This is a genomic window from Shewanella sp. SM21 (assembly GCF_025654335.1).
GTDB classification, from domain to species: domain Bacteria; phylum Pseudomonadota; class Gammaproteobacteria; order Enterobacterales; family Shewanellaceae; genus Shewanella; species Shewanella oncorhynchi.
Window position 1 is genome coordinate 346,506 of record NZ_JAKKRL010000002.1, and the last position, 23,576, is coordinate 370,081.

A 23,576-nucleotide genomic window follows, 5' to 3' on the forward strand; every position below is an offset into this window, starting at 1 on the left:
TGCCTTCAAAAGTGAGCGTTTACGGTGAAAAAGGTTATTCTTTACCCGTATTCGGTTAATCATTCTTAATCTACGCCACTAAAAGCGACCCTGAGATTATTACTCCATAGGATCGCCATTAGTGTTTAGTTTTTATCTCATCAGTGTGTCTGTACTATTAGCTCGGCAGGCAGAGGCCACTTTGCCACTTGCCACTCACCTTGCCAATTCTCTATCAATATCCACAGACTATCGGCGGAGGTTAGCGTCTTAGTTGCGATGGCGTGTACGTGTTGGCCATGCTTATTACCGTGTAAAATACCATTCTCGCTGCGCTGTAAATCTGCTATTGGCAAAGCCTGCGTTCCAATATTGGCATAGCCTTGGCGTATATTGCCTACCTCACCTTTTTCAAAAACCAACATAAAATCTTTCACATAGTCATCATGATGCACATAGGGTGCTTTTAGATCTAAGGGTAAAGGGGCTATTTTAAATTCACCTAACTCTTGAGCCTGCCAGGCCGGTGGAAATGTAGGTGTTAGCGACTGATACAAAAACAATAGGGGGAGCAATAGAATAAACCCACTCAGTTTATATTTATTTTTTTGCCAAAAAGTTGAATGAATGAAAGCCATTAACGTACCTCCTCTAACCTATCTGCCACAGTACTGGGGGATTCCATTTTTTTAATTGCACGCACATTACGCAGTCCCCACATCATAAATCCCGTGATTGACATACCCGATAGGATCACCCCAAAAATAAACCAAATGATTTTTGTCCAGATACCACCTAAGGTACCGTAATGCAAAGGATCTGCGATATGCATTAGCGTTTGTATTCCTGTCATCGTCTCGGGTGATGTCGCTCTTGCAATCTCCCCCGTCCAAGGGTTAATGCTGAGGTTGTAAGAATACTGATCATAAAAAATGTGCTCGCCGCTACCGCTCAGATGATACATGTCACGATTATGCTCGGGTTTCATCACATAGCTTGGTTGAAAGTCTGGAAAGTGCGTTTGCGCTAATGTTAAGGCTTGTGCAAATGACACGCTTGGATCTGCGGGATTCACATCACCCTTTTGGATAAAGGGCAATTGCTCAGCAGCAACCAATGGCGCATGTGGCTCGATATCAATATCTGCATGCCAAAAAATGGCTTGGACTAAATACCATAATCCGGTAACGGCCATAATCGCGATAAACCAAATAGACCACACACCAGACAATTTATGCAAATCGGCCAATAGTGTCTTTTTACCTTGACTCACTCGCAATTTCGGAGCAAAAAAACTTCGCCAAAAACGTTTATAAACAATGAGTCCCGTCACTAAAGACGCGAGCATAAACAGCGCCATCGAACAGACAAGGTAATAGCCCAAGCTGTAACCGCTTTGCCAAGGAAATAATAACCAAGCATGTAAAGATCTGATAAAGCCGGCAAATGTCATGCCTTCATTAATCTGTTGGATCTCACCAGTGTATTGATTGACATAGGCCATGGCATAGGGTTTATCCGCGTCACTGAACATGATCACATTGACCATATACGGTTCTAAGGTCATAGCACCAGAGACTGCCGCACTTGGGTAGGCTTCCTCAACAATCGTCATTAATTCACTAACCGGTTTTACGGGTAAATCATTAGGGTTCAACGCCCTCGATGCTGGATTCGTTAACCAAGTGATCTCATGACTCAGTACCGCAATCGTCCCCGTCAAGCAGATAAAACAAAATAACAACCAAATTGGGAGCGACACCCAACCATGCAACATAAACCAGAATCGGTTACTGATCTTCGCCATTTGTGACTTTCCTAACACTTATCGTATTTCGCGAGTGTAAAGGTAATGCAAATTGTTATCAATACGATGTACTGGGAATTGTTTTCAATTAGAATGCCGATCACAAAATACTATGATGGGGAATCATGATGGATAAAACCTTGTTAGCAGCGCTCATTTCGAGCCTATTGTTAGCGCCGAGTTCCTACGCCGACGAAACTCAATCAGACGCAGACGCCAATATCGAAGTGATCAGTATTAAAGGTAGTCGTTTAGATAAAGCTGCTACAGCAACGGGCTTACCCTTAACACTGAGAGAAACGCCGCAGTCAGTGACGATTATAGATCAAGAATTTATTCAGAGTTTTTCTCTTAACAATGTTGCTGACTTAATGTTTTTAACACCGGGTATTTCTGCACAGAAAGCAGAAACTAACCGCTACTTTTTCAGCGCCCGTGGTAATCCAATCACTAACTTCCAATTTGATGGTGTGCCCGTTAACTATTCTAGTTTCTTCAATGATGCTTCGACCGATACGGTTATCTTCGATCGAGTAGAAGTGGTTCGTGGTGCAACCGGATTATTAACGGGTGCAGGAGAACCCTCGGCCGCCATCAACCTCATTCGTAAACGTCCAAAATCTTCACCAGGAGGTTACCTCAGTGCAAAAGTAGGTTCATGGGACAGTTATCGTGTAGAAGGTGATAGTTCAGTGGACATAACAGAAGATGCCGATGTCCAAGCACGTTTTGCCGCCGCCTATGAAAAATCAGATAGTTTTACCGATCTAGCCGAAGATGAAAATCTGCAAATTTATGGCGTCGTTACTGCAAGATTAAGTGATAGCACATTATTCACTTTGGGCGCGGACTATAGTGACCGCGATCCTAAAGGCTCCACTTGGGGAGCGCTGCCATTGTTTTATGCCGACGGCAGTTTAGCGAGTGACCTTCCCCGTTCGACGACCACTGCAGCATCTTGGTCTAGTTGGAAACGCCATGGTGCGAACGTTTTTTCTACTTTAGAACACAACTTTGATAATAACTGGGAACTCAAACTCGACATAGAACATCATGAGGATAAGATGGATGGGCACTTGCTATATTTATATGGCTCCCCAGATAAAATCACAGGTTTGGGGATGAGTGCATTGCCTATGATTTACCAATCAACCCGTAAGCAAGATGCGGCGCGAATATTTGCTTCAGGGCCATTCGAACTATTGGGTCGAGAACATAAACTAACAACCGGGCTACTCTATTCAAAACAAGATATTAGCGCCGACTCTTACTACACCACAGATGTTTTAAGCGTAGGCAATTTCTTTGAGTGGGATGGCTCGATTGCAGAGCCAAATTATCCATCGATTCCCACCAATGAAGAGACTGAAGAGATCCAAAAAGGTGCCTATATTGCTACCCAACTCAATTTGCACGATCAGGTCACACTGCTGTTAGGAAGCCGTATCAGCCAATATAAAGTCGATCCAGGTTATGAGCACAATGATGTCATTACGCCGTATGCGGGATTGATTTACGATATCAGTGACAGTGTGTCGATTTATACCAGTTACACTGAGATTTTTCAGCCTCAAGATGCCAAAGATGCTAATAACAAACGCTTAGACCCGACAACTGGCAATAATATTGAACTTGGCAGTAAAGCCGATTTTTTCGACGAAAAACTCACCGCCAGTGTTGCAGTGTTTAAAGTTCAAAAGGAAAATGTGGCGGAAAAAGATCCTAACATTAAAGACCCACTTCCTGATGGTAGCTTTCCAATGCGCGCTGTGGATGGCACCAGTAACCGTGGTTTTGAAATGGAACTAACGGGTAGACCCACAGAGGATTGGGATCTGTACTTCAGTTACACCTACAGTGAATCTGAAAAAGCCGATGGTTCGGCCTTTGGCACGCATTTGCCTAAAAACTTAGTACGATTATCTTCGCTCTATCACTTTGATGGCGCTCTAGAAGATCTCACACTAGGTGGTAACTTAAGCTGGCAGAGCAAGATTTATGTAGAAAACGCAGGTCCTAATGGCGAAAGCTCTGAACAAGCCAGTTATTTCCTTACCAATCTTATGGTAAGTTATCAACTCACTGATGATGCGATTGTCCGTTTGAATATTCGAAACTTGTTTGATGAAAAGTACTACTCTAGTATCGATTTCTACAATCAAGGTTTCTTCGGCGAACCGCGAAATGTCGAACTTAGCCTGAGCTATAATTTTTAGTCTAATTGTTAATCGCAAATACCGCGCATCACTTTTATGCGCGGTATACCTAAAGCAAAACTATCCTGCGTTAAAACAGCATCCGGTAAACTTCAATGGATTAACCCTTTGGGCTCAGGGGGATAATCCATTACAATGAAGTCCATTTTGAGTTCGTAAAACAGATGTTCCGCCTATGCCAAAGTCTCACACCCACATGCATCAACATTTGCAGATGCCACATGCTAAATTAGATCTGCAAGCTCTAGCGGACACCCTTGCCTTTGAGCAAGTGACCATTATTGGTAATGCTTCTGGCGATTGGCAGCCTGCGATCACAGGTACGACATTTATTTTTAACGGTACTCAATGGGCTGAAAACAGCAATGTAAATAATCAGATAGTAAATATTGCCAACGGTGGTTTTGCTGAATCAAAATATGCCTTTGTGGTACAAGGTCATCCACAAAGTGGTCTGCTTACCCAAGCCTTGACGCAAGTTGCGATTGAATTAACGCCTCAGCTTGGCTGCTGGCCTTCATCTGGGTTAACCACAATCGTGTTGATGCAGCAGTTGTCTCAGCATGTGCAAGTGCAGCGTATGTCGCTGTTTCCGAGTTTAGCAAGACCCAATGATTTACCGCCTGACGATCACTTACCTTGCATGGTGCATAATTGGTTAGGCGAGCGGCGGATTGCCCAAGCTTTGGTACCATCGGTCGACTGGCCTGAATTTAGCTTAGCGTCCGTATTTTTACCTCGCCTATCCGCAATAAACCAAATGCAACCATGCCAAGTCGCACCTAGGATAAACGCAGGTAATCCCTTTGATTTACTTGTGCGTTTACAAGAGTCGAGTTTATTAATCGCAGATGCACTAAATCCAGCCACGCGGCAGATGCAACTTGAATGGCTAATCACACTGGCGCATACCCCCATCAACATTTGGCAGCAATTTGCTCATCCTAGCCAGCTCATCAATACTGAAGCTTTATTTTTCAACCACATGCCAGAATCAAAACCCAGCAATTGGTATTTAATGGATACTCAGGCATCTCAATATCTTGATGCGATTCGCCATAGTTTGGCCTATTGTTGGCAAACGTTGTCGACTAAGCACGCGAGCTTGATTGGCAACGAGCTTTCAAACGGCTCGTGACCTTCCCCTGTCCACTGCCATTCGCATTCAAAACACATTCAAAATACCTAAGGCGAATGTCGTTTTACATTTTGCCTTGCCCTCTAGCGACGCTAAACCAACCTCTGTTTAAATGCATGACTCAAAACGTCAACACGCCCTAGTTAAGGGATTTTTACCCAATGCGATCCCCAACGGTTCAAAGTAATTGATCAGCGCCTGAAAAATCACTTGTCTGTGGGCCGCATCGGGATAAGCCCCCTCCTTTGCCATTGCTAAGAAACGGGTTCCCGACACTAAATACGGATTCGAAATATCAGTATAGGATTCAATACAGGCTTCAAATGCTCGCGCCATCATCTCCGTTGGCCGAGAGAAATACTGCATCCCATGTTTTTTATCTAATGCAATCGCTCGGCGAACATAATCATGGGGCTCATCACCCTGTCCACTCAACAATGTCACTTTGAAGATCTCAGATAATCGAGCATTTAATGGATGATCTATGATGGGCAGATCGGATAGCCAAAGATCGCTCGCACACTGAAACCGCTTATTAGTGGGTTTGAATGATTTAGCGGCAATATAATGGTCAAACGCATGCCAAAACTCATGGGCTAAAGCACCAGCACCTGCATTTTTAGCCAATGCTAACTCTCGGGTCGCGGGAGCATAATGGGCCTGAACGCCCTTTTGGCCGCCATGACCAAAGGCCTGGCTGACGGTTTCTCGCAGCCCTAAAGTCAAAGGTGGCAATTTTAATATAAAGGCCAGATCGGCGAGCGAATCAAACACTAAATCCGCAGCAATGCGCGATTCATCCCGCGTCACCCAGCGGCCAACACGGACATGGCTAAAACCAAAGGTTTGTTTAATATCAAGAAAAGTGACTTGCTCACCAAATCGATAATCGGGTCCATGGCGGTTATATTGCTGATTGATTAACACGGCTTACCTTGAACCCTATGCAGTGAGAGACACATTAAGCTGGCTATTTTAGGTTAAAAGACAGAGGAACAAAACGCTGCATTAAGTACAATATCAAGTTAAGAATAGGAGCCAAGCAGCGCTTACTCTTGGTTTGGTATCGCGATGCTTAGATTTCGACAACCACAGGGTTCGTTAAGCTTTAGCCGTTAATATCACATCATCCCAAACCACGACACGATTTCGCCCCGTAGTTTTAGCGTGGTACAAGGCTTTATCGGCCTCGGCCACCAGCTTTTCAGCATCTGAACGGCACTGACTTCCTATTTCAATCGGTGAAGGCACAGACTGAAGCGCTAAAATACCGCTGTTTTCTTCGATGGCATGATGAGTAATTACAGGTGTTAACGCACTCACTCCTGCCGAAAATTGATAGTGAAAATCGGCGACTATCGCTGAAATATCTTCATTCGCAAGCGCTAACATCATACGCGTCACAATTTTCTGCGCGACATCGACCGACGTTTCTGGCAGTAATAGCGCAAATTCCTCACCGCCGAAGCGACCAAAGATATCGTATGGGCGCGTGCGAGCACTGATAAATTAGGTAAAATGCTGCAATATCTTGTCACCCACTTGATGCCCATAGCGATCATTAACGAGTTTAAAATAATCGATATCCATCATGACAAGGCACAAAGGTAACTGTAGACGACTCAAGCGTTTGATTTCATGCTCTAACTGCTGGAAAAAATGCCGTCGATTGGCAATACCAGTTAATTCATCGGTGAGTGCGAGTCGATTCAACTCAGTCTGCGCATTCCTTAGGGCAAATTCGACCTGTTTTAACTGGGTAATATCGGTGCAAACAATGACCATATCGCCATTGTGATAAACCTGCTCAGAAAGTTGCAGCCAGCTACCGTCGACCAGATCCACTTCAAAACGTCGAAAAGCTGATTTACGTTGATTCGCATGAATAAGTTCAAGCCATTCCTCTATGGTTTCATGATCAATTTTAGGCCCTTGCTTATGGGTAAAGGCAAAGTGCATCATGTCGTCAAAATGCCGGCCAGCCATGTCTTGATCAACAAAACCAAACATTTTCGCAAAGGTATGGTTATAAAAGATAAAATGATTGTGCTTGTCCAAAACAGCGAGGCCATTCTCGCTTAGCCGTAAGGCTTCGGTTAAAAAGGGGTAAACAGACTCAAGAGATTCTTTTTCCATCGATTATTCCTAGCAATGACGCTTTTAGAGAAGATCTCCGACATGTTTAGATTAGCAGCGTTCTACACTAATCACAGCGTCTTTGTCTTTACCCCCATATTACCGCAACGGGATTGGCTCTACCGCGATGTAAATCCCACACATTCGGCAAATAAGCTTTAAAAACCAGAACCAATGCTTTGATAATTTACGATTTTACGGCCAATTTACTGAGAAATATTTCAGCACTAAAAGGTTTCTGCATGAAATGTACCTCAGGGAATAATGCTAACTCAGGAATATCATCGCTATCATTAGCTGAAAGCAAAAAGAAGTGACAGTGATGCTCAAGCTGGGTATCACTGGCAAGGTTTTGTAATGTTTGTTGCATCTGTTTAATAAGTTGCAAGCCATTCATATCTTGTAAACGGTAATCCACAATAACAATATGTGGCAATGAGTGAATCAACATCTTAAGTGCTTGCACTGCGTTATCAACACTGAAGGTTTGAAAATGATAGTGCTCTAGCATGGCTTTGCAAATCTCAAGGTTAAACAGATTATCATCTATGATTAACACTTTTTGTTGATCATATTGAATCGTTAATCGTTCTTTCACCTCGGTAAGTTGGCAAGGAAAATGTAACAGCACTGTGGTGCCTTTGCCCTTTTGACTGCGCAACATAAACTTACCGCCAATTTGCTCAAGCAATCGATTACAAGTATAGAGTCCTAATCCCATGCCCGATGTTGTTGTATATGAGTCAGATACGTGCATAAAGGGATCAACTAAAGCGCGCTGCGCTTCCTTTGACATTCCCTCGCCAAAATCGCGGATCAGTACCCTAAGCATAGGACTATGGTCTTTATGGTTACGTATAAGGCGTAAGTCCATATAACAATGCACTTCGCTACCCGTACTGTATTTAAAGGCATTATTGATAATGTTCGTCATGAGTTGGAATAACTTAGTCCCATCGAGCTCGATAAACTTCGGCAGAGACTCATTCACGACAACCTTTAAACGTTTACCCGATGTCGCACTAAAAGCACGATAGTAATCCTCAATATTGCTCAGATATTCGTGTAAATTGACTAAATGCCGATTCAATTTTAACTGCCCAGCTTCAGCCTTACTGTAATTCAACGTATTTTCGGCAACCGAGTAAAGTAAGTTAGCTGACCAGGTCATTTTATCGATAATTTCGTCCAGTTTTTGTGGCTGTGAGCGCGCTTTTTTTAACATGCGACTGTAGCCAAGAATGGCATTGATAGGAGTGCGGATCTCATGATTTATGCTGGAAAGCACTGCTAATCTAGATCGATTATCGAGCTTTATCTGCTCTACAATATGCTGATTTTTAGACTTAAAGTACAAAAGAAAAGACAGAGTAATACCAAGAGAAGCTATCAGTAAGATAATCACGATTAGCTCGACAACCTCTTTTTGTGGCACTTGATATTCTATGCGTAAATTCACACGGGTTTGGTATCCAGGAATATCCAAAGTTCGGCTATCTGTGTAGCTAAACATTGAAAATATGCCTGTGGAAAACTCATGGTTACAGGATGAACTTTGCAATAACGATTGTTCAAATTGATAGCTAATACATACACCCTGCTCCTGCTCAATCCGCGCTAATATCCGCTGATGAGAAATGGCATAGACTAAATAAAGCATATTAGGCCCATCGATATTAACAACCGCTAACGTGTAATCGGCAAGGCTAGCCTGAAGTTCCCCTTTACTATTCTTGACTAATTTAAGTGGCTTAAGTTCTGGCGCCATTGTCTGATCAGAGATATAGGCCAGTTCAAGTTCGGGGGTCAGTGTAAAAGCGACAGCAGATTTGATCTTCAGTAAGTCCTTAGCAAAAACCTCAAATTCCTGTGACGTTACCTCACTCGAAGCATAAAAAAACGATTTTAGCGCATCCAACATAATTTCATGCTGTAAGAACATATCCCGTGAAGAAGTAAAAACCGCTTCTGCTTTTTTATTGTAAATGGAGTCAAATTCATAACGTGAGTGGGACAAGGTTAACCACAGCACCAACAGAGTGACCCATAAGCCACTGAACATATTGATACAAGCGCTATATTTAAAGCTCATTAGCGTAATCCATTACGGCCTTTAGCAAGCTGCATAACTGATATTCAAACAGCTCTCGCTCGCAAACATCCATGACAGACAGCATATCTTTAAGCTGCAAGTAGCGCGCAATACCCGTAAATTGATGTTTTAGCCCTTCGATATTGTCAGAAGATTCATATTGTTCTAGCTCAAGTCGCATTCGCTGTAATTCAGCAATCAGTGTCAATCGCAGTCGTGATTGCTGTTCTTGGCTGTATTGCTCAAAGAATACAGATAAGGCCTTGGGTAACTCAGTATTAGCATTCATACATTAGGCACTCCTATTATATTGAGCAATCCAATCAATAAGATAGCGACCTTCAATCGGGGGGCTGTACAAATAACCTTGGGCAACATCACACCCCAACTCAGAGAGAATTAACTCTATTGCACTTGTCTCAACGCCTTCAGCAACCACCTTTACGTGCATCTTCTGCGCAAGCGCGATGGTGGACTCTACAATGAGATAATGTTGGTGATTGATATCCATATCGGAGACAAAACTTTTATCAATTTTGATCTCTTTAAAGGGAATGGCATCAAGACGATCATAAGTAGAATAACTTTTACCGAAATCATCGAGAGAAATATCAATATTATTGATGATCAGCCGTGCAATTGAGTTAAGTACTCTATCTTGGTTAATGATTTCCTGTGATTCAGTGAGCTCTAAAATCAAATGGATTTGTTTATACTCACGACCACATTCGATGATGTACTCAATGAGTTCATCACAGGTCAAATCATCTGCAGTAATGTTAATCGACAGGGCAAACGCCATTAATAACGGTTGGCGCGACCAACATTGCAATGCTTGGGAAATAACCATCCGCGAAAACAAGCTATTTAGCCCCTGCTGATTCACCAGTGGCAAAAAAACGTCGGGATAAATATAGCCATTGGATTGATCGCAAAGCCGCGAAAGCACTTCAAAACCGATGATCTCCTTTGTTTTAAGGTTAATCTTAGGCTGATAACACAAAATTAATTGTTCATTTTTGAGCAATTGCCGCACATTGATATTCGCCGCCATGTCTTGCACGATAGACTCATCTTGATGGGCACGGTTTCTATCGTCGGAGGCGTCTAGCAATGGCGTTAAAATGTCATTCACATTGATAGGTTTAGCAAATACGCCAAGCAAGTTGAGTTTCAAACCCGTGATAATGCTATCCACCAGTTCTAAAGTCCGTTTATCCGAGGAGCTTATCACCGCAATCGGAATGGCAGTAAATCGGGGCTCGGAGGCCAACATATTAATCACCGCAATACCGTCACCTTGATCCATTTTTAAATCTAAAATGACTAAATCAAGTTTTGCCTCTACAGCTAAGATCAGTTCAATTCCTTGATTACCATTACTGGCTTCATAGATCTCCACATTGTCCTCTGCTAAGTACTTATGGATATCAGCTTTCATGGTTTCTCTAATAAAGCGTTGATCATCTATGATGAGAATATTCATATATTGGTCTCTAACTGCATAAAGAAAATGGGATCAATCGTCTGGGATTTGGATGTAGGGATGACAGAAAGCTTGAGTAAATTACGATTCGCCATGACTTCAGTGCGACTGGAGAAAAACGAATAGTTTTTGACTGGTTTGAAGCCGCCTTCTATCGTTCTCACTTTGAATATGGGCAACTTAAATTGTGTCAATTTTCGTTTTAATGACTCATCACAGATATTAAAACTCAAAAACTTAAGTGAGCGACTCGTGGCCAATTCGTTGAGATAAACAGACATCATATAATTTTCAATATAAGGCGTTACGCCAAAGGAGGAGAACACCATTAAGGTATCTGGCAAAGCTTGACTGTTATGGTTAACGACCTCAAACAAGTCCACCTCATCATTCATAAATTCGAGGGCAATTTTGCCTTGAGTGCGGCAGAATAGACTGTGTCCAATGATTTGATCGCCAAAGCTAAAAGCCACCACCAATGAGAGTCCACGAAAAAAAGGTTGAGACAACTTACGGCTCACAAAGGATAAACGCGGGTTACTTTCATAAACCAAACTAAGTTGCAGCAGGGTCATAAAGTTTTGATGGTGGCTTTCGATAAACTCGACACGATAAGGAGTATTACGGTAGTACGGATGATCACTGCGTTCTATGGTCGATTCAAAAAGGTTAATTAACGCTAAACCTTCGTTGATGAATTTCTTATCCTCCCGATAAATATCAAACAGTTCAGAGCCAAATATTTCAACGATTTCAGACTGTTTAGCTAGGGATGGAATGTTAACTCCCCGCTCCCAACGGCTAATAGTGATGGAGTCTAACATATCGAACAGGCAGCTTTTTTGCCTGAGCAGACTACATAAATCTTCTTGAGATAGATTATTCTCAGTTCTGGTGTGTTTTAAGAAATTGGAGAATGTCTGTGCACTTGTTTTGTTTTGATAGGAGATAGGTGTACAAATCATATCGCGTTCCATCTGAATTTTTTATTTTATCTAGCAGCTCCATATACGTCTTATGGTCGATGTCATCTACTGGCTCTGGATGTCTAAATGTAAAAGTAATCCAAATACGTTGAAGTTTCTCGATGAAATAAAGTCCAGTGATTTTTTCGTCACTCATCACTCAGTTCCTCCATCTCAGCCTTTTATTCACCACGTTTTTTGCAATAGGAAAACGAGTATAAATGCCATTGTTTATCTGAGACCATGGCACAGTCAAAAAAGCGATGGAAAAAAGTGTCTAGTTATTCGTTCGGTTAAATCATTGCATCATAGATAAAACCGCAATCAACAGAACCCCCTATAAAACCGCATAAAATATAAGATTCACCAGCAATGGCCATAAAACGCCAAATTGATTATTTATGCGCTAAATATTCAAAATATGGGATATAACCTCGGGGTTTTTCTCACTTATCTACGTTTTTTATGCATGGTTATTCGTGTTTGGAATAGGCAAACAGCGACAGTATCAGCTTAGAGATATAAGTAGGATAGTTTTTAATGGCTTATGGCTTAAGCAAGCCAGCAGCGAAAATAAGTAGGTAATGGGCCAGTCCAGCGTTTAAAGGAACGCCTATAATCACTGGCGTCGCTGAAGGATAAAGAAGTGGTAATACTGTGCGCATCTTGCGCAGGTGTAGCTAAGTTATAGCGTGCTTTGATTAAACGGGTCTCATCAGCAAGTATCAGCGAGTTGGGCAAACTTAAGTTATCCCGCATTAGACACAAAAGAATACCAGCCGCTAAGCCTAACCACATAACCGCAGTTCGCATATAGTAGTGATTGGCATATCCCTTGGCGCTGAATGACGGCAGCGCCGAAACCTATGGTTTGACCGTTACGCATCTGCAAGTCGGTAGCGGCGTTTGGCAACAGAGAATGCTGGTGGAGCAAGACGGCTAAAACTACTTACCCGATGAGAATTAAACATTTAAATGGTTACCTTGGAGCTGTATCGTCAAACACCTTGACGTTAACTCTGGGCATTTAGCAGACTAAAATGAACAAAGGTATAGAATATAAAGCACAGGTGTTAGAGAAGGCGCTGGTATTGGTCGTAAACATGAGCAACCGGCACCATCTGATTGCAAATTGATGAATTAACTGGTTATGCACATGATATGCAAATCTAAAACTATAATCCCCGAGATTTTTCTCACCTTAATGCAATAAAGTGAATAGTTAATCATAAAAAAGAGGTTAGCTGTATTCAACAGCTAACCTCTTCTCTTTAAATCAGGCGATAAATCAGATGTTCTATCATACAACTAGAGCCATGACTTCAAAACGACTCTTACAAAAGCTAACTCATACCAGAGCTAATTTTTTACGGGTACGAAAATAGCAAGTTGAGTCTAGTCACTGTAAATCACGAATGTAAAACTAACGCCTGTGAAAAACCATACCCACTCAATTCGGCAGACATGGGATTAGCCGCGTTTAGTGCCCCACGGATCGTTGTCATCCGTCGATGGGCTTGGTCCGGAACGCTCAGCCATTCTTGAATCGTTTCTTGGCTCGTTTCGGAGTTCGCTGCGACGCTGTGAGTTGCTATTCGATGAACCATATCCAGAGCCGGTGCCACGTCCACCCGTAGGTTTTTTGCCAGAGCTTTTACCTGAACCACTACCAAAGCTCTTACCTGAGCCATAACCAGAGTTAGGACGTTTATTACCCGCTTCGTACTCGGCGCTGGCTTGTGCCTGCATTTTAGCGATAGATTCTATGGTGAGTTCCATCGGTTTACGCGGCGCGATACCTGAGGCAAAACCTCGTTCGCGTGGCTTAAGATCAAACTGCTCACCGACGGCTTTAGGCATACGCTTGAATCGATACAGGTAAAAGTTTTCCACTTTCTCCCGCGCCCACTCAGTCTTCTTGAGGAAAATAATACAGGCCTCAATGGTCGGGTTGGTGTTAAAGCAACCTAGCTTTAATGCCGCGTATAAAATTTTCCAGCCATAAAAATCGACTAACTCAGTGATCATTGTCTCGAGTTTGAGGCCGTGTAATGGGTTGTTCTGTTGCTCTTCAATCATGGGAATTCCAAGTTCAGCCCTATTGGCTGATTTTACTGTATTAGTTTACGGTTTTGAGTTGTTAAACGAGTGACTCAATTCGCTACTAAAATTCGCGATTAGAGAAATCACTCAAGTTATGAATTCATGAGCCACTGACGTTGCTACGGCAATAGCATAGGGCGTTAAGCCTTATTGCTCGCGATGCTTAGATCTTAAATCTTAAGGACCTGAAGCCTCCAAACTGAGCCATTAAATATTAGCCGTAAAATCTGCTGCTCGACAAAACTGCGGGAATAATAACGGTAAATAAGCTAAACGCCTTCTTTTATTTGCGCTAGCGAGGTTTGGCATCGGCTTTAGGGCAAAGAAAATACGCCGCAGCCGACGGTTTTAATCTGCATATCCGCGATATCACGCTAACAGGTATGAACTCAGCATCAAGCTCAAACCCGTTTCTAAATTTTACCTATGATCCGCTGATGCCTTGGGTCAACCTCAAAATAAACGCAACTGAAACGGCTCGATTTATAGCTGCGCATCACATCCTTGCTCGCATCTTTAGCCCTTAGTCTGTATACTCCGCGACCTTATTATCCCAACTTTAATGTTTTGGCTTAGAGTGGGTGAAGCGCATGTTTCATTTTGAGGCTTGTTTGTCACAATCCCCGTTAGCAAATACCTAGGAAAGCTCCTTTGATCTCTACCGCGAACATCACGATGCAGTTTGGCCCTGAGCCATTGTTTGAAAACATTTCAGCGAAATTTGGCAACGGTCACCGCTATGGTTTGATCGGCGCGAATGGCTGTGGCAAATCGACCTTTATGAAGATCCTCAGCGGAGCGTTAGCGCCAACCTCTGGCAATGTGTCCATCACGCCCGGCTTAAAAGTCGGTACCCTAAGCCAAGATCAGTTCGCGTTTGAACAATACAGTGTGATCGATGCGGTGATCATGGGGGATGTTGCCCTGTGGAAAGTCAAACAGGAACGCGATGCAATCTACGCCAATCCGAATATGACCGAAGAAGATGGCATGCGCGTTGGCGATCTTGAAAGTGAATTTGCCGAAATGGATGGCTACAGCGCCGAAAGCCGCGCCGGTGAAATTCTGCTCGAAGCGGGTATTGAAGAATCTTTTCATTACGGCCTAATGCAACAAGTCGCACCGGGTTGGAAACTGCGGGTATTGTTGGCACAAGCACTATTTGCCAACCCAGATATTTTGCTGCTCGACGAACCAACCAACAACTTGGACATACATACCATTAGCTGGTTAGAAGCCGAGTTGAACAAACGCAAATGCACCATGATCATTATTTCCCATGATAGGCATTTCTTGAATGCCGTATGTACCCACATGGCCGATATCGATTACGGCGAACTGCGCATTTACCCTGGTAACTACGAATACTTCCTCGCACAATCGTCTTTGATCCGTGAACAATTATTATCGGGCAACGCCAAGAAGAGTGCTGAAATCGAAGAACTGCAAGACTTCGTTAACCGCTTCGGTGCCAACGCATCTAAGGCAAAACAAGCCAGCTCGCGCGCGAAAAAAATGGACAAGATCAAGCTTGATGAAGTGAAATCCTCAAGCCGTATTCACCCTTCTATTCGTTTCGATGCTGGCAAGAAAATGCATCGCCAAGCACTGATCCTCGAAGATTTGGCCCACGGGTTTGATGGTGAGCTGCTATTCGAAGGCGGCGACTTAATCCTCGAAGCCGGTGCAAAATTAGCGATTATCGGCGAAAACGGCGTGGGGAAAACCACTTTCCTACGCTGCTTAGTCAATGATTTAGAACATAATAAAGGCGTGATCAAGTGGTCAGAAAACGCATCAATCGGCTACTGTCCACAAGACAGCAGTGACGAATTTGATAATGACTATACATTAATGGATTGGATGTCACTGTGGCGCCAACCTAAGCACAACGACCTTATGGTACGCGCCATGTTAGGCCGTCTGCTGTTCACTGAAGATGACGCGAACAAGAAAGCTCGTAACTGTTCAGGCGGAGAGAAAAACCGCTTGTTATTCGGTAAGTTAATGATGCAAGACATCAATGTGCTGATCATGGACGAACCGACTAACCACATGGACATGGAAGCCATCGAAGCACTCAATAATGCGTTGAAAGACTTTGAAGGCACTTTGATATTCGTCAGTCATGACCGTGAGTTTGTATCGTCACTCGCAACACGTATCATTGATATTAAAGATAAAAAAGTGATTAACTTCCAAGGCACTTTCGATGAGTACCTTTCAAGCCAAGCAGAAATGGAAGCGAGAAAAAGCGCGTAATGTTGTGCTTTGATAAACCTTAATCGGCTATGTCAGCTTGATTAAAAGAGTCGTCATTGGAGAACCTACTGACGACTTTTTATCGATATCTAAAGAGCGATATGATTGGTAAAACATGAAGTATTGCTGCTTTGGGCCTTGGATACACAGCTGTCTATTCGTTATCTAGAGTGCTATAATTCATGCACTTAATTGAGGTTGATCCTATGAAAACTAAATCAAAAAACACACAAGTGACTCAAAATCGACTCTATCGCGCTGTGGCCAGTTCAACCGCTATTGAGACGGGTAAAACTACGGCTGAAGTTGAAGCAAAATTGAAGGCCAAAAAAAGCCGTTTCAGTCATTTGACCTTAGCCTAAACTTCATTCGTTTTTAGCGCTGAGCACATCGTTTACCAAACGAGCCATATGTTGATAATCCCCACCCAACCCTGCTTGAATTGACTTAAAATAAAAATCTCTATGTTGTTCCCAAATCCCATAATCAAGTGGGAGATAACCCGCCTTTACTGCCATCACATCGAGTATCAAACGTGACAAACGTCCATTTCCCTCTCTAAATGGGTGAATTAGGATAAATTCCACATGACTTTCAGCCAAGTAACTCACAACTTCGTCTCTAGAAAACGAATTTAAACCATTGAACTTGCTTAAATATTCCTTTTCAAACTGAGTGAGACACTTAAGTATTTGAGCCGCTGCCGTAAATTCGAAACCACCTTTTCCCATATTGACTGTACGCCGCTCACCAGCCCAGTAATAAACATTACCGAGCCATTTTCGATGCCACTCAAAGAGCATACCAACCGATAGATGCTCGCTTTCAATAACACCAGATTGAAACACGTACTCATAAAGCTTTAGTAACAACTGAGTCTCTACCTCTGCCATATCCTCTTCATCGGTTATCGCGAGTTTGTTACGAAGTATATGGCCGCCGGAACCGGGTTCGAATTCATCCTCGGTAGTGCCAATATGATATTTCGACATGATAATAGACCCGCTAACTGTAATAACTAATAGAAAAGCAAATATCCGAGTCACAGACAACTTAACACAACTACTCGATGAGATTGACCACACAAGTCTTTGAAATAGGTATGTAGAAACTATGGGCTATAAATTAGCTTATTAATTTTTTTAACCAATATCTCACGATTTTTAGCCAGTTTAAAAATTGTCGGCAAATGTCGAATGACTATCGGCTCAGACTCGAATACCGCATCGCGATCTTTGGCTTGAATATAATCACGGATCTGAAGCATCATCTGTTTATTAAATGCCCAAAGTGAATGACCTTTAAACTCAAGGGAATAAAATGCGTCATTGGGCCATTCAAGTCGATGTTTCTGTTTTGCCATACACTGATAACAACAAATAAGACCAAGATCTGTACCATCTGTAAAAGCACTGTTCGCCCTATGTTCCCAAGTCGAAGTACCTTGGTATTTTTCTGGCAATTTTTCCCGCCAAGAAGCATCCAATAGCGGAGGGAAAAACAGCACACCAGTCCATTTATGAGCAAATCTTTGATTAAACTGCTTGATCTCAAACTGCCTACTCTCAAATAAATGCGCATCTTTTTTCTCTAAACGAAAAACATGGGCAAAGGTAAAAGTGGCGCAGCCAGCACAATGGGGGCAAGTAACCTCAACTCCGTTTGGCAGGCTAAAAAACTCATAAAATCCTGTCATTGATACGACATTCCAAATGATTTAGAGACTAATTTGGAGCTCATCAATTTTCCAACCACCTTCATTTATCATGCTAATTCTTTGTTTTTCATTCGCCTCCGATGCATTACCACAAAGATCTTTTTGTGCATATTCAAGGACGGCCGTATCCCCATCTATCACCTGCGACACTAAGGTGAGTGCTTTGCACTTGGCAGCCGCTTTTGAAAATGAAAGATAAGATGCGATCACTTCATCGCGGGACAGCTTCATCTGCTGCATATACTGCGGGAACTTAGACTCCACATCCGCTTGCTTACGTTGGGTATAGTAAGCCTTGTCCTCTTGATAACTTATCCCCTGCTGTACCTTAGCATTGTACTCGTCATACACTTCACTCGGCGATTTAGGCGTTGTACAACCTATCAGCACAAGCACAGATATGAGCAGTAAGAAAATCGATTTCATCATCGAACCTCCAAAACTAGACATGTATTATCAATAAATTCCATGATGCATTCATCTGCTTGTTGTCACTGAACGAGTGCGCCATATATGTCCACCAAATACTCTTTATTTTCTTTGAAATCAATTACCTTAGCAGGAAGTAAACCTTTACTATCAGCAGGTAACAAAATCAATGAAGATAAAATGTAATGCCACCAAGATAACATGTAAATAGCTCATCGATTACTTTAGCTTGGCAGCGTTGCTCACTCAATTGCAGGAACAAATGCTTTAAGATCACTCGACCTTTGGCAAGTGCTAAAAATAAGTGCCATAAAACTGTGAGCATGCTCTAAATTGTTGTATTTGACAGGTCATTGTCTAATGCATTAAAAGGCACAAAGGTCTTTTTATCGAGCCAGAGAGGCGAGCGATTTTGTCCTGCAAGCTGATAAGCCCAAGTCGTAATGGCTTCAGAGCGATCACTCTCACAGACGAAATATCGACTGAGTTCAGAGTGTAACGTTTGGCCATGCTGGATAATATTTTGCTCATACCAGTTATCTTTATGGTACTGAGCGGCAAGATGATCGCGTTTTTGATTATTACAACTGCTATGTGCGAGGACAAAATTATGGCCTAAATCATTAGGATATCGTGCCCAAGGGATAAAATGATCCACTTCGCCTGTTTCTTTTAATGATTTTTGGCAATAGAAGCATTGGCCTTTTTGAATATCAAGCAGTACAGGTCTAGCATGGGTGATCGTCTGTCTGTCGCTACCAAACAGAAACTCACTTAAATTGCCTTTACTGCCTATAATGACCTGATTTGCTGGAAACTCGGCGATTTTTTGTACCCATTGAGTACGAGCCAATGACACCACTAAATCGTGAAATCGCCTGAAGCAAAATGCGATGCCCGGATTCAACTCGATGTAATTTTTTGTTTTATCATGGGGATAAAGGAAACATTCCTCATTACGTGACAAGTTTTGTAAGCGCCATAAGGGGCCATCTTTAAAGGTGCCGCGCGTTTTACGCAATAAAGCTGGATAACTAAGATGCGCTTTTAACTGGGATAGACTGTTAACACCTTGATGGCGTAGTTCAATCAAACTGTTGATCAAGGCTGATTGCTTTCCACTATTTTGGATCAAGACAAAATACCCATCATTGGCACCAAAAGGCAAAGAGTGTTGCCAGTAAAGTTCAATAAACTTCTCTACCAAATCATCAATACTGATGGCGGTTTTCAGCGCAGGATCGGCATTGAGTATTAATGGCCGTTCGATACAGATATCGGCGATCGCATGCAGTAAGGCAAATTTGTAAGTTGCAACGAAATCCCCTTCAACTAACAGACGTTGTAAATAGCTAATAAATTCAACTTGTCTTTTCGCATCAATCGGCATTCAGTCGCTCCTGAATAATAACGCTTGCTTCAGGTGCATTTACGTTTGGTATCAGTTTGGGGGTGAAAACTAGCGTCTGCCAATGCACTTGTGAGCGACCGAGTTTATCGGTTTCATCTTGGCTCAAATCTAAAAGTTGTAGCTGACAATCTGCAGCCAGTGTGAGCAGTTCATCGGCACTGACTGGGTGCATAACGCGCGCATCGGGGCTTGGGCCATGGCGCAAACTGATGACTAAAAGTCCAGTCAAATTGAGTAAGCGTGAGAGTGTTGCTAGTGCAAGTGGGCGCTCTGAGGGAGATAAATGCATCCACACAGCGCTGAGTAAAATCAGATCAAACTGTTGCGCTAGGCCAACCACTTTTTGCAACTGAGGTAAACTATCCTCAATCCAACGCACGGGTAGATCCCGAGTTAACACCTGCCCCATTTTTGCTAAAACAACCGCAGGTTCGACTGCAATTATTTGTGTCTCTTTGCCCTGTGCTTTTTCGGCTAAATAATGCACATCCCGCCCAGAACCTGCTCCCACATCCAATATCGACAATGTATTTTTGGTGAGTAGAGGCAAAAGATGATGCAACCAACTCGAATGCACTTCTTCAAAGGTTTTAGACAAATGCTGTGCCGCGAGTATTTCGGCGTGGTCATTATAAAACACTGTGCTCACTGACAACGATCCTTTTGCAACAAGTGATTGTTTTTACAGACGCTAACTTATCACAGTCGTATTTGATAAAAAATACATGTCATCATTATCATGCTGTTTTGCATAAAATATTTAGCATTATACTGCTCGCGATCACTGTGCTGATTTCGGCTATTCGACCCAATATTCTTATCAATGCCTATGCAATCTCAGCATTTCCCCGTCGTTTTTTTCGCAGTGGTTTACACTCTATGAGTGAGTGTAAAGATAAGTGCAATTGATTGAATCTGTTACATGCTTCTCCAGAGTAGTTTCCATTTCAGTGTGGGAGTGAACGGGTTTTAACGTCTTGGCGTAGCGTCTACATAGAGATTAAGACCTAGGGCTCAATTATTTAGGATATCTATTGCCTATGAGTTTTGAAGATTCGTTAGAGCAACTTAAACGACAGTTTTTACATGCACTGCCGGATAAAAAGAAACAAATCATTACCTTGTGGATTTCATTGCGTAAAAATTGGGACGCACACATGCTGTCTGCCGTGTACCGAGAGGTGCATAACTTAAAAGGGTCGAGCGAGACCTTTGGGTTGTCAGATACCAAACACATAGTCGATAAACTGGAGTTGCTGCTTAAGGGGCTGCTCAATGCGCCAGCCCCCGAACTGCCTACTATCAAAGGCTTAGATACTCTCTTCCACCAGTTGTTACAAAACAATATGCGCGGCCAACCGTCGCCGCCAGTAGTGGAGGCGCAAATGCAGCAAAGCCCCTATAAACCGTCAAAGGCGCGGCATGAGCACCATATTGCCATCATAGAAGACGATGGTAATGTCGGCGCGATGATAACAAAGCAGCTGCGAGAGTTCGGTTTTAGTGTGCAGCATTTTTTGAATTTCACGAGCTTTCTGGTAGTGCAAAATAAAACGCCCTTCGATCTGATTTTATTAGATTTAATTCTACCCGATTGGACTGAAGAGGCCTTGTTCGAAGCCGCCACTGAGTTTGAGAAGAATAATACCCGAGTTTTTGTTTTATCCTCGCGGGGAGATTTTGACATGCAGCTATTGGCCATTCGTGCCAACGTCAGCGAATATTTTGTTAAACCTGCGGAAACCACTTTATTGGTGCGCAAAATCCATCAATCCCTCAAAATGTCAGAGAAACAGCCACTTAAGGTGTTACTGGTGGATGATCAACAATCTATGGTGGATTACTTTTCAAGCCTGTTACGCAGCCATGGTTTGATGGTAAAAGGGTTATCCAGTGCCGAGCAAGTTTTACCTGCCCTTGAGCAATTTGAGCCTGATTTGTTTATCTTCGATTTGTACATGCCCGAAGTGAACGGGCTTGAGCTGGCAAAGATGATACGCCAACTGGATAAATACACCTCGAGCCCAATTCTCGTGTTGAGCTCTGATGATACGATGCAGAATAAAGTCAGCATCATACAAGCGGGATCAGATGACTTAATTTCAAAGCAAACCGCGCCGAGTTTATTCGTCGCGCAGGTGATTTCCCGTGCGCAACGGGGTCATGACATTCGCAGTTCGGCTAGTCGCGACAGCTTAACTGGGCTGTTAAACCATACCCAAATTCTGGTGGCTGCGAGACGCTGTTTTAACGTAGCGAAACGGATTAACTCTCAAGTTTGTATCGCTATGTTCGATTTAGATCACTTCAAAAAGGTCAACGATACTTATGGTCATTCCGGTGGTGATAAGGTGTTGTTGGCATTTGCCCATCTGCTACAACAATCCTTACGTCAAACTGACTTTACCGGCCGCTACGGTGGTGAAGAATTTATGTTAGTGCTGCCAGATATGCAAAAACCACTGGCGATTGCCAAGTTGAATGCGATCCGTGAAAGCTTTAGCCATATCGTATTTGTTGAAGATGGCGTCGAATTTAAGGTGACGCTCAGCGGCGGTTTAGCCTTTTCGGATCAATGTGAGGAATTTCAAGATTGCCTGTTACTGGCAGATAAAAACCTTTACGAAGCTAAGCGTTTAGGCAGAAATCAACTCGTGGTTTCTACGACTGACTAACCCTAAACAGAATGCGCCACTGCAGCGCACAAATCAGTTCGGCGTAATGCTCTTCCTGCGAGACTCACGCTCTATTCGTCACTTTTGAATCCCACTCCGCGTGGGCGGTCACAGTGAGCTTAAATGGTTAATGAGCTTGCTCGGCATCTGCGATAACTCCACCACATAATCTACTGCACGGCACTTTATTGCTTCTCGTGGCATGCCAAATACCACACAACTTTGTTCATCTTGGGCAAATGTAGTGACTCCTTTTTGGTGTAGCGCCACCATGCCTTCGGCGCCATCTTTGCCCATACCGGTTAAAATCATCGCGCTGATATTGGGCGCGGCACATTGGGCCAAGGCCGTAAACATCACATCGACCGAAGGTCTGTGGCCACTGACCTTTTCATCTTGGGTTAATTTGACTTTATAACTGCCACCCACTTTGATGATCTCAAGGTGATGATCCCCTGGTGCAACATAGGCATAACTGGGTAAGAGTCGTTCCCCATGCTCGGCTTCTTTGACAGTGATCCGTGACTGTCGGTTTAAACGTTCAGCAAAAGTGCGGGTAAACCCCGCGGGCATATGTTGGGTGATCACTATCGGCGGCATAGCCGCGGGTAAATGTTGTAATACATAAAGAATGGCTTCAGTACCGCCAGTAGATGCGCCTATCGCGACTAAATGCTGTGTCAGGGTTGTATTGGCCAATACTGGCCGCTTACTTGAAACTGGGCGTACTGGCTCAACAAATTTCTGCGGCTTGATGATTTTGGCTTTCGCGGCAGATTTGATCTTATCTAAAATCAAATCCTGATAATCATGGATACCTTGGGGCGAGTCTAATTTCGGTTTAGGGATAAAATCCACCGCACCTAAGGCCAAGGCATTAAAGGTTGCATCCGCGCCCTGCTCGGTTAACGATGAAATCATCACTACTGCAGTGGGTCTGGCTTTCATCAAGCGGTCTAAAAACGTTAAACCATCTACTTTGGGCATTTCAATGTCTAAGGTAATCACATCGGGGCGAAATTGATTCACCAGATCCTTGGCCTCGTAGGCATCGGCAGCGAGCCCAACCAGAGACAGTTCAGAGTCAGCCTCAATCATTTTACCGAGCAAGCTGCGCATCAGCGCAGAATCGTCAACAACTAACACTTTGATCGTCATAA

The 23,576-nt window shown here is 43.1% G+C and carries 19 protein-coding genes and 1 pseudogene; 5 read left to right on the forward strand and 15 right to left on the reverse strand.

Annotated features, from left to right (window positions below; translation table 11 throughout):
• Positions 1–140 precede the first annotated feature (140 nt).
• Positions 141–617, reverse strand: a complete 477-nt coding sequence (locus L5L94_RS03675; protein WP_263161215.1) for a hypothetical protein — start codon at positions 615–617, stop codon at positions 141–143.
• Complete coding sequence (locus L5L94_RS03680; protein WP_263161216.1) at positions 617–1,786, reverse strand: PepSY-associated TM helix domain-containing protein; 1,170 nt, start codon at positions 1,784–1,786, stop codon at positions 617–619. Before L5L94_RS03680 ends, L5L94_RS03675 begins: the two co-directional genes overlap by 1 nt.
• A 128-nt stretch (positions 1,787–1,914) precedes the next feature.
• Between L5L94_RS03680 and L5L94_RS03685 the strand changes: the two genes are divergently transcribed.
• Both L5L94_RS03685 and L5L94_RS03690 read left to right on the forward strand, forming a co-directional pair.
• Positions 1,915–4,002 (forward strand): TonB-dependent siderophore receptor, encoded by a 2,088-nt coding sequence (locus L5L94_RS03685; protein WP_317629627.1) that lies wholly within the window; start codon positions 1,915–1,917, stop codon positions 4,000–4,002.
• A 175-nt stretch (positions 4,003–4,177) separates the two neighbouring features.
• Positions 4,178–5,140 carry a hypothetical protein gene (locus tag L5L94_RS03690; protein WP_263161221.1) on the forward strand — a complete coding sequence of 321 codons (963 nt, stop codon included), beginning with the start codon at positions 4,178–4,180 and terminating at the stop codon, positions 5,138–5,140.
• Between the two features lie 129 nt (positions 5,141–5,269).
• On the opposite strand, the gene L5L94_RS03695 is transcribed toward L5L94_RS03690, so the two are convergent.
• The 7 genes and pseudogenes from L5L94_RS03695 to L5L94_RS03725 all read right to left on the reverse strand — a co-directional run bounded on the left by L5L94_RS03695 (position 5,270) and on the right by L5L94_RS03725 (position 13,898).
• Entirely contained in the window at positions 5,270–6,067 is a 798-nt protein-coding gene (locus L5L94_RS03695; RefSeq protein WP_263161224.1) for a CLCA_X family protein, read from the reverse strand.
• Between the two features lie 174 nt (positions 6,068–6,241).
• Positions 6,242–7,276 (reverse strand): annotated as a pseudogene (locus L5L94_RS03700) (GGDEF domain-containing protein).
• Between the two features lie 187 nt (positions 7,277–7,463).
• Complete coding sequence (locus tag L5L94_RS03705; RefSeq protein ID WP_263161227.1) at positions 7,464–9,368, reverse strand: hybrid sensor histidine kinase/response regulator; 1,905 nt, start codon at positions 9,366–9,368, stop codon at positions 7,464–7,466.
• On the reverse strand, positions 9,358–9,657 hold the full coding sequence (locus L5L94_RS03710) for a hypothetical protein (RefSeq protein WP_263161230.1): 300 nt from the start codon (positions 9,655–9,657) through the stop codon (positions 9,358–9,360). Before L5L94_RS03710 ends, L5L94_RS03705 begins: the two co-directional genes overlap by 11 nt.
• A gap of 3 nt (positions 9,658–9,660) precedes the next feature.
• Positions 9,661–10,854 (reverse strand): EAL domain-containing response regulator, encoded by a 1,194-nt coding sequence (locus L5L94_RS03715; RefSeq protein ID WP_173496905.1) that lies wholly within the window; start codon positions 10,852–10,854, stop codon positions 9,661–9,663.
• A complete protein-coding gene (locus L5L94_RS03720) occupies positions 10,851–11,819 on the reverse strand; it encodes a helix-turn-helix transcriptional regulator (protein ID WP_263161233.1) in 969 nt (322 codons plus the stop codon). The genes L5L94_RS03715 and L5L94_RS03720 overlap by 4 nt, the downstream gene beginning before the upstream one ends.
• A gap of 1,470 nt (positions 11,820–13,289) precedes the next feature.
• A complete protein-coding gene (locus L5L94_RS03725) occupies positions 13,290–13,898 on the reverse strand; it encodes a VF530 family DNA-binding protein (RefSeq protein ID WP_263161235.1) in 609 nt (202 codons plus the stop codon).
• A 675-nt stretch (positions 13,899–14,573) separates the two neighbouring features.
• On the opposite strand from L5L94_RS03725, the gene L5L94_RS03730 reads away from it, so the two are divergent.
• Both L5L94_RS03730 and L5L94_RS03735 read left to right on the forward strand, forming a co-directional pair.
• Positions 14,574–16,184, forward strand: a complete 1,611-nt coding sequence (locus L5L94_RS03730) for an ABC-F family ATPase (RefSeq protein ID WP_263161238.1) — start codon at positions 14,574–14,576, stop codon at positions 16,182–16,184.
• Between the two features lie 206 nt (positions 16,185–16,390).
• Positions 16,391–16,546: a hypothetical protein gene (locus L5L94_RS03735; RefSeq protein ID WP_173913200.1), complete on the forward strand. Its 156-nt coding sequence runs from the start codon at positions 16,391–16,393 to the stop codon at positions 16,544–16,546.
• A gap of 3 nt (positions 16,547–16,549) precedes the next feature.
• Here the strand turns inward: L5L94_RS03735 and L5L94_RS03740 are convergent, their stop codons facing one another.
• The 5 genes from L5L94_RS03740 to L5L94_RS03760 form a co-directional block, all read right to left on the reverse strand.
• The gene (locus L5L94_RS03740; RefSeq protein WP_263161240.1) at positions 16,550–17,176 is read right to left on the reverse strand and encodes a Fic/DOC family protein; all 627 of its coding nucleotides are present in this window, start codon (positions 17,174–17,176) and stop codon (positions 16,550–16,552) included.
• Between the two features lie 119 nt (positions 17,177–17,295).
• Positions 17,296–17,880 (reverse strand): hypothetical protein, encoded by a 585-nt coding sequence (locus L5L94_RS03745; protein ID WP_263161243.1) that lies wholly within the window; start codon positions 17,878–17,880, stop codon positions 17,296–17,298.
• Positions 17,881–17,901: 21 nt separating this feature from the next.
• Positions 17,902–18,330: a hypothetical protein gene (locus L5L94_RS03750; RefSeq protein ID WP_131524736.1), complete on the reverse strand. Its 429-nt coding sequence runs from the start codon at positions 18,328–18,330 to the stop codon at positions 17,902–17,904.
• A gap of 328 nt (positions 18,331–18,658) precedes the next feature.
• Positions 18,659–19,720: an HNH endonuclease gene (locus tag L5L94_RS03755; RefSeq protein WP_263161248.1), complete on the reverse strand. Its 1,062-nt coding sequence runs from the start codon at positions 19,718–19,720 to the stop codon at positions 18,659–18,661.
• On the reverse strand, positions 19,710–20,390 hold the full coding sequence (locus L5L94_RS03760) for a class I SAM-dependent methyltransferase (protein WP_263161251.1): 681 nt from the start codon (positions 20,388–20,390) through the stop codon (positions 19,710–19,712). Before L5L94_RS03760 ends, L5L94_RS03755 begins: the two co-directional genes overlap by 11 nt.
• A gap of 391 nt (positions 20,391–20,781) precedes the next feature.
• Between L5L94_RS03760 and L5L94_RS03765 the strand changes: the two genes are divergently transcribed.
• Positions 20,782–22,416, forward strand: coding sequence for a diguanylate cyclase (locus tag L5L94_RS03765; RefSeq protein ID WP_263161253.1), 1,635 nt, complete (start codon positions 20,782–20,784; stop codon positions 22,414–22,416).
• Between the two features lie 108 nt (positions 22,417–22,524).
• Here L5L94_RS03765 and L5L94_RS03770 read toward each other — a convergent pair whose 3' ends face one another.
• Positions 22,525–23,574 (reverse strand): chemotaxis response regulator protein-glutamate methylesterase, encoded by a 1,050-nt coding sequence (locus tag L5L94_RS03770; RefSeq protein WP_105252528.1) that lies wholly within the window; start codon positions 23,572–23,574, stop codon positions 22,525–22,527.
• Between the last annotated feature and the right edge of the window lie 2 nt (positions 23,575–23,576).

Coding starts and splice junctions, on each gene's coding strand:
- L5L94_RS03675 (WP_263161215.1), bottom strand. CDS start 617: ATGGCTTTCATTCATTCAACTTTTTGGCAAAAAAATAAATATAAACTG.
- L5L94_RS03680 (WP_263161216.1), bottom strand. CDS start 1,786: ATGGCGAAGATCAGTAACCGATTCTGGTTTATGTTGCATGGTTGGGTG.
- L5L94_RS03685 (WP_317629627.1), top strand. CDS start 1,915: ATGGATAAAACCTTGTTAGCAGCGCTCATTTCGAGCCTATTGTTAGCG.
- L5L94_RS03690 (WP_263161221.1), top strand. CDS start 4,178: ATGCCAAAGTCTCACACCCACATGCATCAACATTTGCAGATGCCACAT.
- L5L94_RS03705 (WP_263161227.1), bottom strand. CDS start 9,368: ATGAGCTTTAAATATAGCGCTTGTATCAATATGTTCAGTGGCTTATGG.
- L5L94_RS03710 (WP_263161230.1), bottom strand. CDS start 9,657: ATGAATGCTAATACTGAGTTACCCAAGGCCTTATCTGTATTCTTTGAG.
- L5L94_RS03715 (WP_173496905.1), bottom strand. CDS start 10,854: ATGAATATTCTCATCATAGATGATCAACGCTTTATTAGAGAAACCATG.
- L5L94_RS03720 (WP_263161233.1), bottom strand. CDS start 11,819: ATGATTTGTACACCTATCTCCTATCAAAACAAAACAAGTGCACAGACA.
- L5L94_RS03725 (WP_263161235.1), bottom strand. CDS start 13,898: ATGATTGAAGAGCAACAGAACAACCCATTACACGGCCTCAAACTCGAG.
- L5L94_RS03735 (WP_173913200.1), top strand. CDS start 16,391: ATGAAAACTAAATCAAAAAACACACAAGTGACTCAAAATCGACTCTAT.
- L5L94_RS03740 (WP_263161240.1), bottom strand. CDS start 17,176: ATGTCGAAATATCATATTGGCACTACCGAGGATGAATTCGAACCCGGT.
- L5L94_RS03745 (WP_263161243.1), bottom strand. CDS start 17,880: ATGACAGGATTTTATGAGTTTTTTAGCCTGCCAAACGGAGTTGAGGTT.
- L5L94_RS03750 (WP_131524736.1), bottom strand. CDS start 18,330: ATGATGAAATCGATTTTCTTACTGCTCATATCTGTGCTTGTGCTGATA.
- L5L94_RS03755 (WP_263161248.1), bottom strand. CDS start 19,720: ATGCCGATTGATGCGAAAAGACAAGTTGAATTTATTAGCTATTTACAA.
- L5L94_RS03765 (WP_263161253.1), top strand. CDS start 20,782: ATGAGTTTTGAAGATTCGTTAGAGCAACTTAAACGACAGTTTTTACAT.
- L5L94_RS03770 (WP_105252528.1), bottom strand. CDS start 23,574: ATGACGATCAAAGTGTTAGTTGTTGACGATTCTGCGCTGATGCGCAGC.